Genomic DNA, 15,066 nt, shown 5'->3' with positions numbered 1-15,066 from the left:
AAAATTGTTATTTGATATTTGCTTTTACCTTAAAGTTTAACGAATTCATGCCATCCTTGAACCTGGCGATCGCCCGTCTAGTCAATACAGGTACTGACAACTTCGCCATTTGGGTGGTGGATGCGCCCCATCCAAGTGGTCGAGTTCTACGTGACTGTGTATGGCCTGTTGAACTCACAAATGTGTGGGATGAGTGGCAGCAGATATTTGCTGGTCGTCGCTTAGATATTCCCCCTGGTGTTTCAGCACCAACAAACCCACGTCTATTAGACTTAGTTTCAAAAACCTCTAGTCAACCAGTAATTTTTAGTGCGCGTTTGATGCAACAATTGGGAATCAGTTTGTGGCACTGGGTATTTGATGACACAGTTCTCCATTGTCTCGAACGCAGTCTGGGCATTGCAATGGGTCAGAACACTCGTTTACGCTTGAGATTGGAACTTCGCGATCCAAATTTAATTGGTCTGCCTTGGGAAATTATGCAGCGCGAACCAGGTCAATCGGCAATGTCGCTGTCACAAAATATGCTGTTTAGTCGCACCAGCAGTGAAGTTGAACCTCTACCAGTTTTACAACCAGATCAAGCACTCAACATTTTGTTAGTTTTAGGAGATTTCGATCAACTACAGTTGTCGAAGGAAGCCAGTATACTTGAAAAAACTCTGGCTCATGGTATGGTTAGTAGCCACAGCGTTGGCTTAGCGCCGGCAATGGTAAAAACACTTCTACAACCTACCCCACAAGAATTAATTTCTGAACTAGAAACCAATGCGTACAACATCTTTTTTTACGCAGGTCATGGTTTACCAGGAGTAGATGGAGGTTTGTTGTCTGTGCGACCAGATAAAACCCTCAACGGCATGGAGTTGGCGCAAGTTTTAAGCAGTAATGGTGTGAAATTGGCGGTATTTAATTCCTGTTGGGGTGCGCAACCTGCTGTTGATGGTAATCACCAAGCAATTCCCCATAGCAGTCTAGCAGAAGTGCTGATTCGTACTGGTGTACCAGCAGTTTTGGCAATGCGTGATGAAATCGCCGATCACGAAAGCCACAGCTTTATTCAATACTTCGCCGCCGCGCTACGTGCACGAAAACCAATAGATGAAGCTGTTTATGAAGCAAGGCAACAACTACTAGCACTTTATCGTTTTAATCAACCTGCTTGGACTTTGCCAGTTCTTTACCTGCATCCAGATTATGATGGTGAATTAATTCGGAATTTTGATGAGGGGATTACGGAATTACCAGAATCATCCCTTTTGGGGATGGCAAACCAGTTACCTCCTGCAACTTTGCGCAGTCTTTCATCTTCTGGTCAAACTTGCATGTTGCGTCCTGCTGTTACCCGCATCGGTCGCACAACTGACAATGATATAGTGATTTCCGAACCTTGGGTTTCTAAGCATCATGCGGAAATCCTCTGTCGCAATATCAACTCTGGGACAACAAAAGTGCGATCGTTTCATCTGCAAGATTTGTCCACTTACGGCACTTGGATCTTACGCCCTCGCTCTGATATCTGGCAACAAATCCACCGTCAGGTTGTACCGTTGGATTCAGGAATGCAGTTAAAGTTTGGTAGTAGTAAAAGTCAACCTTGGGAATTCCAAATTGAAGATCCCTCAGCTTGAGGTAAGGCAGCATGGTTTTCTCTAGAGTAAAAAAATCAAAAAAAACCTGCTATTGTGAGCAAAACAAAATTCTTTTTGCGGAAAATGGCTGGTTGCATATGTAGCTGTAAATACCGCTAGTAAAACAATTGGGAGACAACCTATGGTTAAGGAATTCAACGGCTCAGATACTCGCTTACCTTCTCAAGTAGAATTAGAACTTTTAGCAGCACTGCTGGAACCTGACGATAATTCGTACCCTTGGAATCCTGCTGCACAAGAGTCGGAAGCATATTTTCTTCAACTTGAACAACAGTTTGCTCTGCAAGAAGTACTTGATGAAGAATTGGACATTCGCTCTCAAGCTATGGCGCACAAACTTGATGAGTTGTGGTCTGAACACACACATGACCAATGTAACACAATAAATAATACGTTTGTAGTACTTAAAGAAACTTTACAAAATAGTTTTGCCACTCTCATACCTACACACTGGCTCAACCAAATTGCTCGAAAAGCAGTGGAGATTTATCAAACTCAGCAATCTATTGGTGACAAAATAGTTGAGTGTGTTCAAGATGTACTACCTAATTGGGCCGCAGACGATTTATTTGTGTTAGCTCGTCCTTTGGCTTACTCAATGCGGAGTGGCGAAAATAATGGTATTGAACTCGTGCTTAATAAACTTGGCAATCACGAGTGGACCAATTTGTCGGAAGTTGAACAAGCAAAAGTTAGTGTAGCATTAGCATACTACGCTATTAGTCAATTAAATCAGACAAGCACAGAACTTTAAATTTCCAGCGAATGATTTTACAGCATCACCCCTATTCTCCACACCTACTTCGGACCAAGAAAACGAGTAGCAAAATTTTGCGATCGCGTTGGCGAGAGCGCCCGTGCCTTGAGAATAGCTGCCATTAAAAAGGCATAAGATAGTACACCAACAACGACTAATAGTAAACCGTTGATCGCCCCTGTCGCATTCCATAAAGCGTGTAATCCAGATGCTGTTAAATATCCTACTAGTAGAATTTGCCAACTTCTACTTGGTTTCAGGACTGCCAAGCCGATAAAATACCCAAGATACCCACTGTAAGCCATGTGTCCTGCCACAGAGCCTAAGATTCGCGGAATTAACAATTGCAAACCCACCAGCTGCCCTGCTTCTGCCCCTGCTTGTTGTCCTACGCTTAAAGTAACTTGTGGCACATATTGACCTAGTGTTTCCAACAGGGTAAAACCTACAGCCGAAGCAGTTCCCAGTAAAATACCATCCAAGGGTTCCCAAACACCAATGCGTTCTTTCCAGGGCGATGGTAATTTGCGAGCGATCAGATGGGTTGCTAGTAGAGGTAACGCTTTGAGTAATTCTTCCATCAAGCCAGCACCAAAAAACATTCGCACTAACCATTCTGTAAAGGTAATAGGTTGTTGATCGCTCGGTAAGCCACCAGGTAAGATAGTACGAAATATAAAGATAAACAGATCTAACAACGGACTAAGCAAAATTAGTCCTGTAGCTAATCCCGAAGCCATTAACACCCACCACGGCTTTTGCTTGCCACACAATTGGTAAATAAAGTAATAAGCGGCAAAGGCTATGTAAACAGCAACTGTAACTTGATTTGCTTGCGGATTACCTACCGTAGCAAACATCAGTACTACGAATACTACTGTGAGAATTCCTGGGATAAGATAAGCTTTACTAGTTAAATCTTTGCCAGTGGAAATAATCGGAAAAAGTTGAGTGAAACTAACAGAATCTGGTATGGGCGGCGATTTGTAATTAGTTGCAGGTTGTAGAGGAAAGTCTGGTGGGATTTTAGTAGTAGCATATTCGTACTCAAATAAGAATTCTGGACCATCGTAACCCAAAGTAATGCGATCGCCTGCTATTAATTGCTGACAACCTTGTAAACGCTGTCCATTTAAATAAGTACCATTAGCACTATTTAAATCACAAATTACCCAGCTACATTCTTCTTCTGCTGGACTGTTGAGGGGGCGAACCACCGCATGACGACGAGATACCATTCGATAGAGCATGGCATCGAAGACAACTTGGCAGCCGGGATCGCGTCCAATTACTACTTCTTTACTTGGCAACAGCGAATAGCGAGATTCGGATTCAAAAGCTGTTCCATTACCGGACACTAGCCGCAGAAATGCTTTCTGTCTTGCGTTCTTGCCTGTCATCTAGTTGCGGGGTGTTTGTAAACTATTATTTAATATAAATAGGTATTTTTGACTTACCATACTGCTGCTTCAATAGCCACAGCTAAATACAATATAACTTCAGTTTTGGCAAACAGGAGACAGGATAAGGGAGACAGGAGACGAGAGACAATATCTGTAGAAACCCATGAAACGTTTCTACAGTACCGTTTATCTTACCGTAGCCATATCTGGATGCTCAACTTTTGTGCCAAGCAGTTTCAGGAATTCTGCCCGTCACTGGGGATGAGCATGCCAAGCTGGCGCTGTCACTAGATTACCATCAACTACCGCCTCATCTGACTCCTGTCTGTTTAAACCAAATTAAATTCCGCGATCGCCTTGGGAAAGTTTTCGTTTTCATGTCCAGAGCGGCTCAGTTTAATTAAAGCAAAACGCTGCAACTCTGTTAATGCTGACCACTTTTGTAACGTGAGATTAATATTAAATTCCTTTGCTTTTTCTTGAAGATTGTCTGGTATTGTGCATGTATCCTTCCATGCCGGATGAGGGTCGATAGACAATTCGGTAGCAGCTGTGCCAGTGCGTTGTAAAATCAAGTTTTGCAGGTAATCTCGGTATGCTTGAACTTCGTTTGGTGTTGTACAAGGCAGTTCAACTAAAGCTTCACGCTCCTTTTGTGTCATCTTGTTCCAATCAGATAACTTTAACTTAATCCCACAAGTATCTAGTTTGCAGCGTACTAGCATGGGAATACAACGTAAGGAATCAACAAAATCTGCTTCAAATTTAAAAAAATTTGTCATGGTATTCCTGCTATTTATTTTGTCTTGCATTACTATGACGAATTATCCAATAACTTATTGATAAGGCGAAAATAGCAATTGCTAGCCCAATCACCTCAATTCCATCGGTTTTTTCTAAGTCAAGAATAATAATTTTTCTAGAGACAGCGATTAGAGAAGTTACAATAACCAACTCAACTTGAACAACATGTTTTCGTAGATAAGCTGTGATATTTTCTAGTATTTCTAAAGCAATTAAAATATTTAAAAACAAACCAAATATTTTAAATAAAGTTTTGTTAATTTCACCATAAGGTGTGGTAAACAATTCTTTAATCAGCAACACTCCTAAGTCAAAAATTGCTACCAAAATGACTACTACCATAGCCACAGATAGAAGCTTAGAAACTATCACCTCTAAGCTTTCTATGTGGTGCAAAAAGTTATCATCCTTGGTAGCTCTGAAAATTTGTCTAAGTAGTTTTATCATTGGAATGCACCTTGGGATGTGAAATAGGCAATGGGGAATGGGAAGAACATCCCCATCGTTAATTACCAATTTCCCATATTTCTACCTAGCAGCTTAACATTCCAAGGATTGAAGTTGATAATTATTGACGATAACTTCCATAGAAATTGGTACTAACTGCACTGCACAAGCTTTTAGTTCGGGTTGTCCGGAATCGGGGCAAGATTCTGGATGAGTGAGAGCGTTTGCTTCGGCATTGTCTGCCCACAACGCACCCCAATGCATGGGGACAAACACTGTACCGGGTGCGATCGCCTTTGTCACTTTAGCCGGAAACTTCGCTTTACCACGACGCGATCGCACTTCGACCAACTGTTGATCTTTAATGCCTAAAGCAGCAGCATCACGGGGATGAATCTCTAAAAACGGCTCAGGATGCAAGGCGCAAGTTTTTTCAATTCGACCAGTGCGTGTTAAGGTGTGCCAGTGTCCGTAAAGTCGTCCATTAGTTAACACAAAAGGATATTCAGGATCTGGTGGTTCTGCCAATCCTCGTGAATAGTATGCCGCAAATCGCGCTCTGCCATCAGGAGTATGAAAGCGTAAATCGGTGTAGAGCCTTTTGGAGGAATGTGGCCATTGCATGGGACCTTGAGCTTGTAATTGTTCGTGACTAATACCAGTCATGTCACAGGGACGATTACGAGTCAGTTGAACAAACTCCGCATAAACTTCCTTGGAGTTGGCAAAGGCAAACTCTCGCTTAAAACCCAATCGGCAACCTACTTCGGCAAAAATTTCCCAATCTGGTTTTGCTTCTCTAGGGGGTTGACGGAATGCTGGAGACAGCGTGACCATCCGCTCAGAATTTGTCATGACACCAGTTTTTTCACTCCATTGAGCAGCTGGTAGAATGACGTGAGCGTAAGCTGCGGTTTCTGTTGGATAATAAGCGTCTTGGTAAATAGTAAAAGGCGATCGCCACAAAGCTTTCTTAGTCCGCTCTAAATCTGGCATACTGACAGCGGGATTGGTAGCAGCAATCCACAGTAATCCCACCCTACCATTTTCCAACCCAGTAATCATCTCCCAAGCAGTTAGACCTGGATGGGGGGAAATCTGTCCGCGCTTAAGTCCCCAAAAATCCTCTACTTCCGCTCGGTGCTGGGCATTTTTCACCACTCGATAACCGGGTAATAAATGCGCCAAACCGCCTGCTTCCCTTCCCCCCATTGCATTCGGCTGACCTGTCAAAGAAAAAGGACCAGCCCCAGGCTTGCCAATCTGTCCGGTCATTAGATGCAGATTGATGATAGTTCTCACCTTGGCTGTACCTTCCGAAGACTGATTGACACCCATTGACCACATCGATAATACCCGCCCAGATTCTCCCCAGTACCGTGCTGCTGTTTCCAAATCTTCTCTGCTGATTCCACATTGCCTTGCCACCACTTCTGGAGGATAGTGGCGAATCACTTCAGCGTAAGCGGGAAAATTGCTGGTACATTCATCAATGAATCCGACATCAACATAGCCCCAGCGCATCAACAAATGAGCAATCCCGTTTAACAAGTCGATATCTGTACCGGGACGGATAGCTAAATGTAAGTCAGCTGCTGCCGCCGTATCAGTACGACGGGGATCGACCACAATCATTTTGACTTTGCGGTTCTTTTTGTGGTATTTTTCTAGGCGATTGAAAATGATGGGGTGACATTCAGCCGTATTTGTGCCAATTAAAAATGCACAGTCTGTCAACTCCAAGTCATCGTAGCAGCAGGGGGGACCATCTGAACCGAAGCTTTGAATGTACCCAGCCACTGCACTAGACATGCACAAGCGAGAATTAGCATCAAAATTATTGCTACCCAAACACCCTTTCATGAGTTTCTGGGCGATGTAGTAGTCTTCGGTTTGAAACTGCCCAGAACCATACATGCATATAGCTTCTGGTCCTTGTGTGTAGCGCACAGTTTGAATACGCTTGGTGATGAGATCAAATGCTTCATCCCAACTTACGCGCCGGAACTCTTGATTCAAAGAGTCACGTACCATTGGGTAATGTAGTCTGTTTTTGTCTAAAGACTCGGTAATTGTCGCACCTTTGACACAAACCATTCCCTGACTAGATGGGTGTGCCTTGTCGCCTCGCACTCGCCAAATTGGATTTCCTTGACTATCACGATTAGTAGCTTTGCCATGTTGTGCTGGAGGCGAAACTTCTAATCCACAGCCAACACCACAGTAAGGACAGACTGTTTTTGTCGATTCTGTCATAGTCGTTGCACCTTTATTGATTGTCTATATTCCCAGATCCCCGACTTCTTAAAGAAGTCGGGGATCTGACTTATCACTAAGAAAATGTTGATAATTTTCATTGAAAAACTTTATATGTGGATTTACTAAGGTTGTTTTAAAATCTGTTTATTTTACCTTGAGGAAATTTTTATTCAAGTATTTCTAACTATTACATATTAACTAATACATTTAAAAAGTTACATGCGATACATTTTTGATTTTTTATTATTATTTTTGCTATATATAATTTATATGTATAGTAATCCTATTTAATTAGGCAAAAAAACCGCTGAGAACGCTGAGGAAACAGAGGAAGAGAAAGCACGCTAAGAATACAATTAATAGACATTGACTGAATTCAAACGTGTACAATCAATGCTTGTAGAGACGTTCCATGAAACGTCTCTACATTATTTTTCTTAATCTTATTCTTCTGCTAAAAGGCGAGGTTTTTGGGGTACCATTTCTGGTTCTGGTAATTCGCCTTCATAAGCAGCAGCAAAGGAGCCTTTGGGTTCTTTGAGGAAGAAGGCACACATAAAGGCACAGATTAGAGCAGCTATACCCATAGTGGTAAATAGGGTTGGTGCGTCGGTTAAGCTGAGAATTGTTAGGTAAACTACGCCGCCAAAATTACCGTAAGCTCCCACATTACCTGCGATTTGTCCAGTGGCTTCCTTTTTAATTAAGGGTACAATACCGTAGGTTGCACCGCAGCCAGCTTGGGCAAAGTAAGCAGCAAACATGGTGACGGCGATCGCCATAGGAATAGGCCAGTTTTTGTTAATAAAATGTGCCATCAAATAGCCTACACCAATGCCTACGGAGATAATTGTCATTGTCCACTTGCGTGAGCCAAATTTATCAGAAATTAAGCCACCACTAGGACGAGAAACTAAGTTCAAGAAAGGATAGGTAGCAGCAATCATTGCTGCTACCATATGCTCTAAACCAAAGGTTTTTTCAAAAAAGGCAGGTAGCATGGAAACGGCTGCTAATTCAGAGCCAAAGTTAGTTACGTAAGTGAATTCAAGTATAGCTACTTGACCAAATTGATAACGTTCGGATGGAGCGTAAGTTTTCTTACCACTCAAAAGTTCTTTGTTGACAACATACGCTCTTATTGTTTGGTAAGCAAACAATCCTGCTAACAATACCCAAGCCAGATACATTTGGCTCTGATTAAAGAAGTGAATTTTCGGTTGTGCCAAACGCCAAGCTAATAAACCCAAGGCGAAAATTAAACCAAAATTTGAGATCGTCAACGCCCAAAAACTTTTAACACTAGTCACTTCCAAGGAACCATTTTTCTTTGGTCTTTTGTAGACTTTGCCTGGAGGCGTATCTTGAACGCTGTTGTAATAAATTACGCCATAGATAGCAGCAATAATACCTGTGAGAGCAATTGCCAACCGCCAGTTGGAAAGTCCACCTCCCATAAAGCTAGTAGCAATCGCAATTATCGGTAGGGTAAACTCTGCTCCAAAAGCACCAAAGTTACCCCAACCACCATAAATACCTTGGGCAATACCAATATCCTTTGGCGGGAACCATTCCGCTACCATGCGGATACCTATCACGAAACCACATCCGACAATTCCCATCAGCAAGCGACTGATAACTAGGTGGCTAAAATTCTGTGATAGTGCTGTAGCAAAACAAGGAACAGCAGCAAAAATCAACAGGATTGAGTAGGTACGTCTAGGACCAAAACGATCTAGAAGCATACCAATGATGATTCGTGCTGGAATCGTCAATGCAAGGTTACAGATAGCTAGAGTTTTAACTTGCGCTACGTCCAGACTTAACTCCTTACCAATTGTTGTGGCAAAAGGAGCAAAGTTAAACCAACAGACAAACGTCAGAAAAAAGGCAAACCAAGTCAGATGTAAGATGCGATAGCGACCTTGAAATGACAATAATCCTTTGAGCATTAAACTTTCCTATGTAAAAAATTGGGGAATTGTTAATTGTTAATGGTTAATTGTTAATTGCTCTCAAAAATCAACAATCAACCATTAATCATTAGCTATGAACCATTGCTTTTAAACGTGCGCCAAAGTGTTCAATTAGCAGTTCTCGCAACACTGGCTGCAAGTCTTCACAGGGAATACCTTTGGTAACACAAGTTCCCAAATGTGCATCTTTGCCAACTTTGCCTCCCATGAAAATATCAACTCCTTCCACAGGTTTGCCATTTTTGCGTGCTTTGGTTCCCATCAAGCCGATTTCTGCCACTTGAGGCTGTCCGCAAGAGTTAGGGCATCCTGTCCAGTGAATTCTGACAGGATGAGTCAGTTCTAACTCTGCTTCTAATGCTTTTATTATTCCCAAGGCACGGTTTTTGGTTTCTATTAGGGCAAAGTTACAAAATTGTGCGCCTGTACAAGAGACGAGCGATCGCGTCAACGGTTCGGGGTTAATTCTAAACCTGTTCAGTAAAGGTTCAGTTAAAAATGTTGCTATATTTGCGTCGGGAATGTTAGGGATCAAGACATTTTGCTCAACCGTCAACCGAATTTCACCGTTACCGTAAACCTCTGCCAATCGTGCAATTTCAAACATATCTTCGGCATACAACCGACCAACAGGAACATGCAAGCCTACGTAATTCAGTCCTGGTTGCTTCTGTTTATATACACCGATATGATCGCGTTTTTCCCAGTCGATTTCGTCACGGGAGGCAGCAGGTAATAATGACTTACCCAAGCGCTCTTCGACTTCTGCACGAAACTTATCCAAACCCCATTCATCAATTAGCCACATCAAACGGGCTTTTTGCCGATTAGCGCGTAAGCCGCGATCGCGGAAAATTTCCAAAACAGCTCGACAGACTGCCACGACATCCTCTGGCGACACCCAAGCATTAAGAGGAATAGCCGCTTCACAACGTTTGGCAGAGAAAAAGCCCCCAACGAGGATATTGAACCCAAAAATTGGTGCTATTTTCTCCCCATCTCCCCTACAACCCTGCTCCCCTACTTCCTTAAAGGCTGGTACAAAAGCTAAATCGTTAATTTCGGCGTGAACTGAATTATCCCTTCCGCCAGTGATGGCAATGTTAAATTTGCGCGGTAGGTTGGTAAACTCTGAGTTTCCTTGCCCTTTGTTGGTGATCATATCTTGAATTTGTTGCACCAACTCTCGCGTGTCGAACAACTCATCCGCATCTAACCCAGCTAGGGGATCGCCAGTAATATTACGGACGTTATCCATTCCAGATTGCACGCTTGTCAAGCCAACTAGGTGAAATTTATTAAAGATATCTGGTAAATCTTCAATTCGGATGCCCCGCAATTGGATATTCTGTCTGGTAGTAATATCGGCGTTGCCATCGTCACCGTAACGCTGTACTACTTCAGCTAACACACGCATTTGATTGCTGGTGAGAATACCGTTGGGCAACCGCATCCGCATCATAAATTTGCCGGGAGTGACTGGGCGAAAGAACACACCCACCCATTTGAGTCGATGCTCGCGATCGGTTTCGTCCATTGCTTCCCAGCCTAAGGAGGCAAATTTTTCTATCTCCTCCTTTACAGCGAGTCCATCTTTTTCTGCCTTAAATTTCTCGAATTTGTTTAAGCTGGCTGTGGTAGTTGCTGCTTGTGTCATAACTCTCTTTATTTTCTTGCTGCAACACTGCCTCAAAAGAGACAGCAGTTTGATTTTTTGCAGGTGGGATGGGCTTTATTAGTGAATTGCTGTAATGATTTAGATACATCTAAATTAATGTTGTATGAACCAAAAAAACGTATATTTTGCTACGAATTTTTTGTGCTATTGCGGAAATGACATTGATTGTATGCGTTTTTTGCAATAAGTTAAATTTAATGAGAAAAACTAAACTATTTAATTAACTTTAATTATTAGTCTCAGAAGAGATTTTGAGGAAAAATGAGTATCAATCAACTTTTAGAACAGGCGCAAACGGCGTATGATACTGCTGACTGGTCATCGTTAAGTCAGTATTTGCAAATGATTTTGGGAGAAGATTTAGAACAACCAGAGATAGAGAAAAATCGCCAACATTTACTGGAATTAGCACTTGCAGTTTTAGCAGTAGGAGATTTTCAGCAACGCTGGGATGTTGTTAAGGTGTTTAATCGCTTGGGTAAAATTGCCATTGCCCCACTAATTGACATTTTGGCGGATGAAGATGCAGAGGAAGAATTGCGCTGGTATGCAGCACGAATTTTGGGAGAATTGAAAAACTCAGAAGCCATCGCGCCTTTGGTTGAATTAATCAAAACTAATGCTCGTGAAGAATTGAGGATGATGGCAGCATCAGCGTTGGGGCAAATAGGACAAGATGCTATTGCGGCGCTAACGGAACTTTTAACAGAGGAAAATACACGGTTATTGGCAGTGCGATCGCTTTGCTATATTCGAGAAAAAGCAATTATTACGCCTTTGTTAAGTGTAGTGCAAGATTCACAAGTAGCAGTACGCGCTACAGCGATTGAAGCACTGAGTAGCTTTCATGACACTCGCGTACCGCCAATACTTTTAAATGCTTTGGATGATGTCGCTGCCCCGGTAAGGAAGGAAGCAGTGCAAGGTTTAGGTTTTCGCCCTGATTTATGCTCGGAATTAGATTTGGTAACTAGGCTACAACCCAGGCTTTATGATTTGAACGAGGATGTTTGTTGTGCGGCGGCGAGCGCTTTATCAAGAATGGGCTGTGATGCTGCTGCTTGTTCGTTATTTCAGGTGCTGATGTCTCCTCACACACCTTTAAAGCTACAGTTGGAAATTATTCGCGCTTTATCCTGGGTAGAAACTTTATCTGGTTTAGAGTATTTGCAACAAGCCATGAATCAACTGCAATCGTTGACATTATGGCAGGAAATTGTCAGGGTTCTCGGCAGAGTACAGCAGCCTCAACTAACTAATGACGCGACAAAAATTTTGCTGGAAATGCTGCAAACCGGGCATCCAGCAGTTAATATTGCTACTGTAAGAAGTGCGATCGCTCTATCTTTAGGGCAGTTAGGTAAAATGCAAGCAGTTGAACCATTAACTGAAATGTTGGCAGATGAAGATGATTCGGTGAGACTACATGCTTACGCCGCACTGAATAATCTGCGTCCTTAAGCAGCTGCCCACTTCCCCGTGCTTGATTGATGGAATTTTCCACGTCAGTCGTGGCTGTCATCCCACTCCCACGGGTTGGGGAGAGCTATGTCAACTCAAATTCATCAAACTTTACTACCTCCGCAGCGGGCTTGTTAGTATCAAAACGATAGCTGGCGATCGCACCTGTACCTGTATCAAAAATGCTAAAAGCTGTAATATCGTTACTGGCAATATATGGCATTGCACCATTTTCTCCCAGCAGTGGAGCAATTGTTGGCACAACTGGATCTAAACCATAAGGGTCGCCTAGTTCAGTATAATCTTCTTTATATCCTATCGGTACTTCTCGTTTGTGATCATCCCAAGCCGCACCATAAGAATTACCAACATTAGATGTTTCCAAAAAGTGCATTCCTGATTGACTGCGAAAACGGTTCCATAGATGGGAATGTCCGTAAAATACTAATTGCACTTTCGCCGCTTCTAGTAAAGGTATCAGATCACGAATGATGTAATCAGCATCTTTGGGGTACTCATATCGCACTGCTTTGATATTACCATCTTCATCTCGTTCAATTATCTGTACTGGATCTGTGTAAGCTGGGACAATATTACCACCTAGAGTATGAGGAGGATGATGCAACATGACTACTTTGTACTTTGCGCGTTTGAATTCAGTACTGTTGAGTTCTTGTGCTAACCAGTTATACTGAGTGCTACCTTTAGTAATTGGCTCATATATATGTTGTCCATAACCCCAGTTTTCTGGAGTAGGAGAACTTTGTTGTTCCTGGTATCTACCTCTAGCCAATCCATCTAACCTGGGAGTGCGCCACATATTTGTTACATACAATACTACGAGCCGCACATCACCAAAACTAACTGCGTAGTAAGTTTTTCCTCCCTCTTTGCTTTGGGGTAAAGTGAAAATCTCTTCATATGTATCGGTATTAAAGGAATTATCTTTGAGAGATTGCTCCCCATACAACTTAAGAGCAACGGAACGGGGAATCGTACTATCAAATTCCTCGTTCAAACTGCCACGGTTAACCCGCCCCATCACCTCATGATTACCAATGCAAGTATACATCGGCGCGTGTTGAATTATTTCCCCGCCAGTGTAAACGGTATTTACCCCTTCCATTTTATAGTGAGCATAACCTTGTAAGCAGGGAAAGAAAGCATTACCACGATCATCATCAAACCATTCTGAAGCGCGATCGCTTATATTTACTAAATCACCTGCAAACCAAACTGCATCTACTCTCCCTACCGTTTCCACCACTTTTTGCAAATTTGCTGCTACCATTGGTTTAATTTGATGGTCAGAAGTCAGCAGAATTTTCAATGGTGTCCCTGCTTGTGGTAAAGGAGCAAGGGTAAATACTTTACTGCTGACACTCCCGCCATCCCCCACACTCTTAACTTGATAAGGAACCCGCTCCCCTGGAGTTAACCCAGTCACACAAGCCTCGTGTCGCCAAATATGTCGCATCACAGGTTGTGAATATTGCTCGTTTTGGGTTTGGTTCCCGACTCGTGATTGGTAATCCTCACGAGTACGACTTAGTTTACTTGTGGTAGCAACAGCGGTTTGGTTGAGATTCTCACCGTAAGTGACTGTATGTTGAGAACCCACAAACTCAGTAAACCACACAACTTGCACTGAAGTTTCGGTTGGTAGTTGTAGAAACGGATCGGTGAGTAGCTTGGGTGCGGATGTCATATGATCAAAAAAATCGAAGGATAAAATTATGCAACCAGCTTTACATATTACAACCCAAGTTTTACCAGGAAATAAGGTAGAAATTCAAGTTCCAGAAGCAGCAATTGGTGATACCGTTGATATATTTGTGATTTTGCCAGATAAACCCCAAACCAAAAAGCGTTCCATCCTAGAGTTAATAGAGCAAATTCGCAGTAAAAGAAGTACCTTTAGAACGGCTGAGGATATAGATAGGCAACTGCAAGAGGAACGGGAATCATGGGACAGCTAATACTTCCTTCTTCTGGCACTATTTATATAGATACATCAGTGGTAATTTACACTGTCGAGGGTAATCTAGATTATTATTCACTACTAGAACCTTTATGGTTGAAATTTTAAATGGGTGAAATTGTAATTATCAGCAGTGAACTAATATTAATGGAAGCGCTAGTGTTGCCCTTGAAAAATGCCAATAATTCTCTAATTACAGATTATGAACAACTACTATTGTCAGAGGAAATGCAACTAATTCATATCACTCAACCCGTGCTTAGGCAAGCTGCAAGTCTTCGGGCTACTACAAATCTCAAAACACCAGATGCGATTCACGCGGCTACAGCCTTGTTAGGCAACTGTACTCAGTTTATTACCAATGACAAAGGCTTTCGTAATGTACCAAATTTACCCGTTGTTATCCTTAGCGAAGTCTTGGCATCTTAAATAGTCATTGTACAAAGCCAAGGCTATTTCAATCTATACACACATGATCGCCATGTACTTGAGTACATGGCGCGAGTAGCTCAAGTCCGTTTTAACGGACTAAAAAGCAACTGTTTAAGCTAATCGTCGTTCATTTTTCAAGGGTAACTCTTTTGTAGTAAGGGCTTTAGCCCTTTGCTGCCTGCAACTTAAATACTCATTAGCTTATTCGGTTTTAAC

At 42.3% G+C, this 15,066-nt stretch carries 13 protein-coding genes and 1 pseudogene; 6 read left to right on the top strand and 8 right to left on the bottom strand.

Annotated features, from left to right (window positions below; translation table 11 throughout):
* The first annotated feature begins 47 nt into the window (after positions 1-47).
* Complete coding sequence (locus ICL16_RS34865) at positions 48-1,631, top strand: CHAT domain-containing protein (protein ID WP_190836160.1); 1,584 nt, start codon at positions 48-50, stop codon at positions 1,629-1,631.
* A 142-nt stretch (positions 1,632-1,773) separates the two neighbouring features.
* Positions 1,774-2,406, top strand: coding sequence for a hypothetical protein (locus ICL16_RS34860; RefSeq protein ID WP_190836159.1), 633 nt, complete (start codon positions 1,774-1,776; stop codon positions 2,404-2,406).
* 44 nt (positions 2,407-2,450) lie between these two features.
* On the opposite strand, the gene ICL16_RS34855 is transcribed toward ICL16_RS34860, so the two are convergent.
* From ICL16_RS34855 to ICL16_RS34830, 7 genes and pseudogenes are all read right to left on the bottom strand, one after another.
* The gene (locus tag ICL16_RS34855; RefSeq protein ID WP_190836158.1) at positions 2,451-3,809 is read right to left on the bottom strand and encodes a PrsW family glutamic-type intramembrane protease; all 1,359 of its coding nucleotides are present in this window, start codon (positions 3,807-3,809) and stop codon (positions 2,451-2,453) included.
* A 189-nt stretch (positions 3,810-3,998) separates the two neighbouring features.
* Positions 3,999-4,130, bottom strand: a pseudogene (locus tag ICL16_RS46360) (protease); the annotation flags it as partial.
* Positions 4,131-4,141: 11 nt separating this feature from the next.
* Entirely contained in the window at positions 4,142-4,594 is a 453-nt protein-coding gene (locus ICL16_RS34850; protein WP_190836157.1) for a nitrate reductase associated protein, read from the bottom strand.
* Between the two features lie 10 nt (positions 4,595-4,604).
* Positions 4,605-5,063 (bottom strand): phosphate-starvation-inducible PsiE family protein, encoded by a 459-nt coding sequence (locus ICL16_RS34845; protein WP_190836156.1) that lies wholly within the window; start codon positions 5,061-5,063, stop codon positions 4,605-4,607.
* A gap of 93 nt (positions 5,064-5,156) precedes the next feature.
* The gene (locus ICL16_RS34840) at positions 5,157-7,319 is read right to left on the bottom strand and encodes a molybdopterin oxidoreductase family protein (RefSeq protein WP_190836155.1); all 2,163 of its coding nucleotides are present in this window, start codon (positions 7,317-7,319) and stop codon (positions 5,157-5,159) included.
* A gap of 446 nt (positions 7,320-7,765) precedes the next feature.
* Complete coding sequence (locus ICL16_RS34835; protein WP_190836154.1) at positions 7,766-9,274, bottom strand: NarK family nitrate/nitrite MFS transporter; 1,509 nt, start codon at positions 9,272-9,274, stop codon at positions 7,766-7,768.
* 91 nt (positions 9,275-9,365) lie between these two features.
* Entirely contained in the window at positions 9,366-10,955 is a 1,590-nt protein-coding gene (locus ICL16_RS34830) for a ferredoxin--nitrite reductase (protein ID WP_190836153.1), read from the bottom strand.
* A 282-nt stretch (positions 10,956-11,237) separates the two neighbouring features.
* On the opposite strand from ICL16_RS34830, the gene ICL16_RS34825 reads away from it, so the two are divergent.
* Positions 11,238-12,437 (top strand): HEAT repeat domain-containing protein, encoded by a 1,200-nt coding sequence (locus ICL16_RS34825; RefSeq protein ID WP_190836152.1) that lies wholly within the window; start codon positions 11,238-11,240, stop codon positions 12,435-12,437.
* An 85-nt stretch (positions 12,438-12,522) separates the two neighbouring features.
* Here the strand turns inward: ICL16_RS34825 and ICL16_RS34820 are convergent, their stop codons facing one another.
* Entirely contained in the window at positions 12,523-14,145 is a 1,623-nt protein-coding gene (locus tag ICL16_RS34820) for a purple acid phosphatase family protein (protein WP_190836151.1), read from the bottom strand.
* Positions 14,146-14,173: 28 nt separating this feature from the next.
* On the opposite strand from ICL16_RS34820, the gene ICL16_RS34815 reads away from it, so the two are divergent.
* From ICL16_RS34815 to ICL16_RS34810, 3 genes are read left to right on the top strand one after another with little or no spacing between them, the layout of a single operon-like run.
* Complete coding sequence (locus ICL16_RS34815; protein ID WP_190836150.1) at positions 14,174-14,416, top strand: hypothetical protein; 243 nt, start codon at positions 14,174-14,176, stop codon at positions 14,414-14,416.
* Complete coding sequence (locus tag ICL16_RS47020; RefSeq protein WP_273039898.1) at positions 14,404-14,526, top strand: hypothetical protein; 123 nt, start codon at positions 14,404-14,406, stop codon at positions 14,524-14,526. The genes ICL16_RS34815 and ICL16_RS47020 overlap by 13 nt, the downstream gene beginning before the upstream one ends.
* Positions 14,527-14,847 carry a type II toxin-antitoxin system VapC family toxin gene (locus ICL16_RS34810; RefSeq protein ID WP_238361093.1) on the top strand — a complete coding sequence of 107 codons (321 nt, stop codon included), beginning with the start codon at positions 14,527-14,529 and terminating at the stop codon, positions 14,845-14,847.
* Positions 14,848-15,066: the final 219 nt, after the last annotated feature.

Source organism: Iningainema tapete BLCC-T55, assembly GCF_014698965.1.
In the GTDB taxonomy this organism is placed as follows: domain Bacteria; phylum Cyanobacteriota; class Cyanobacteriia; order Cyanobacteriales; family Nostocaceae; genus Iningainema; species Iningainema tapete.
This window is presented reverse-complemented; position numbering and strand designations above follow the sequence as displayed.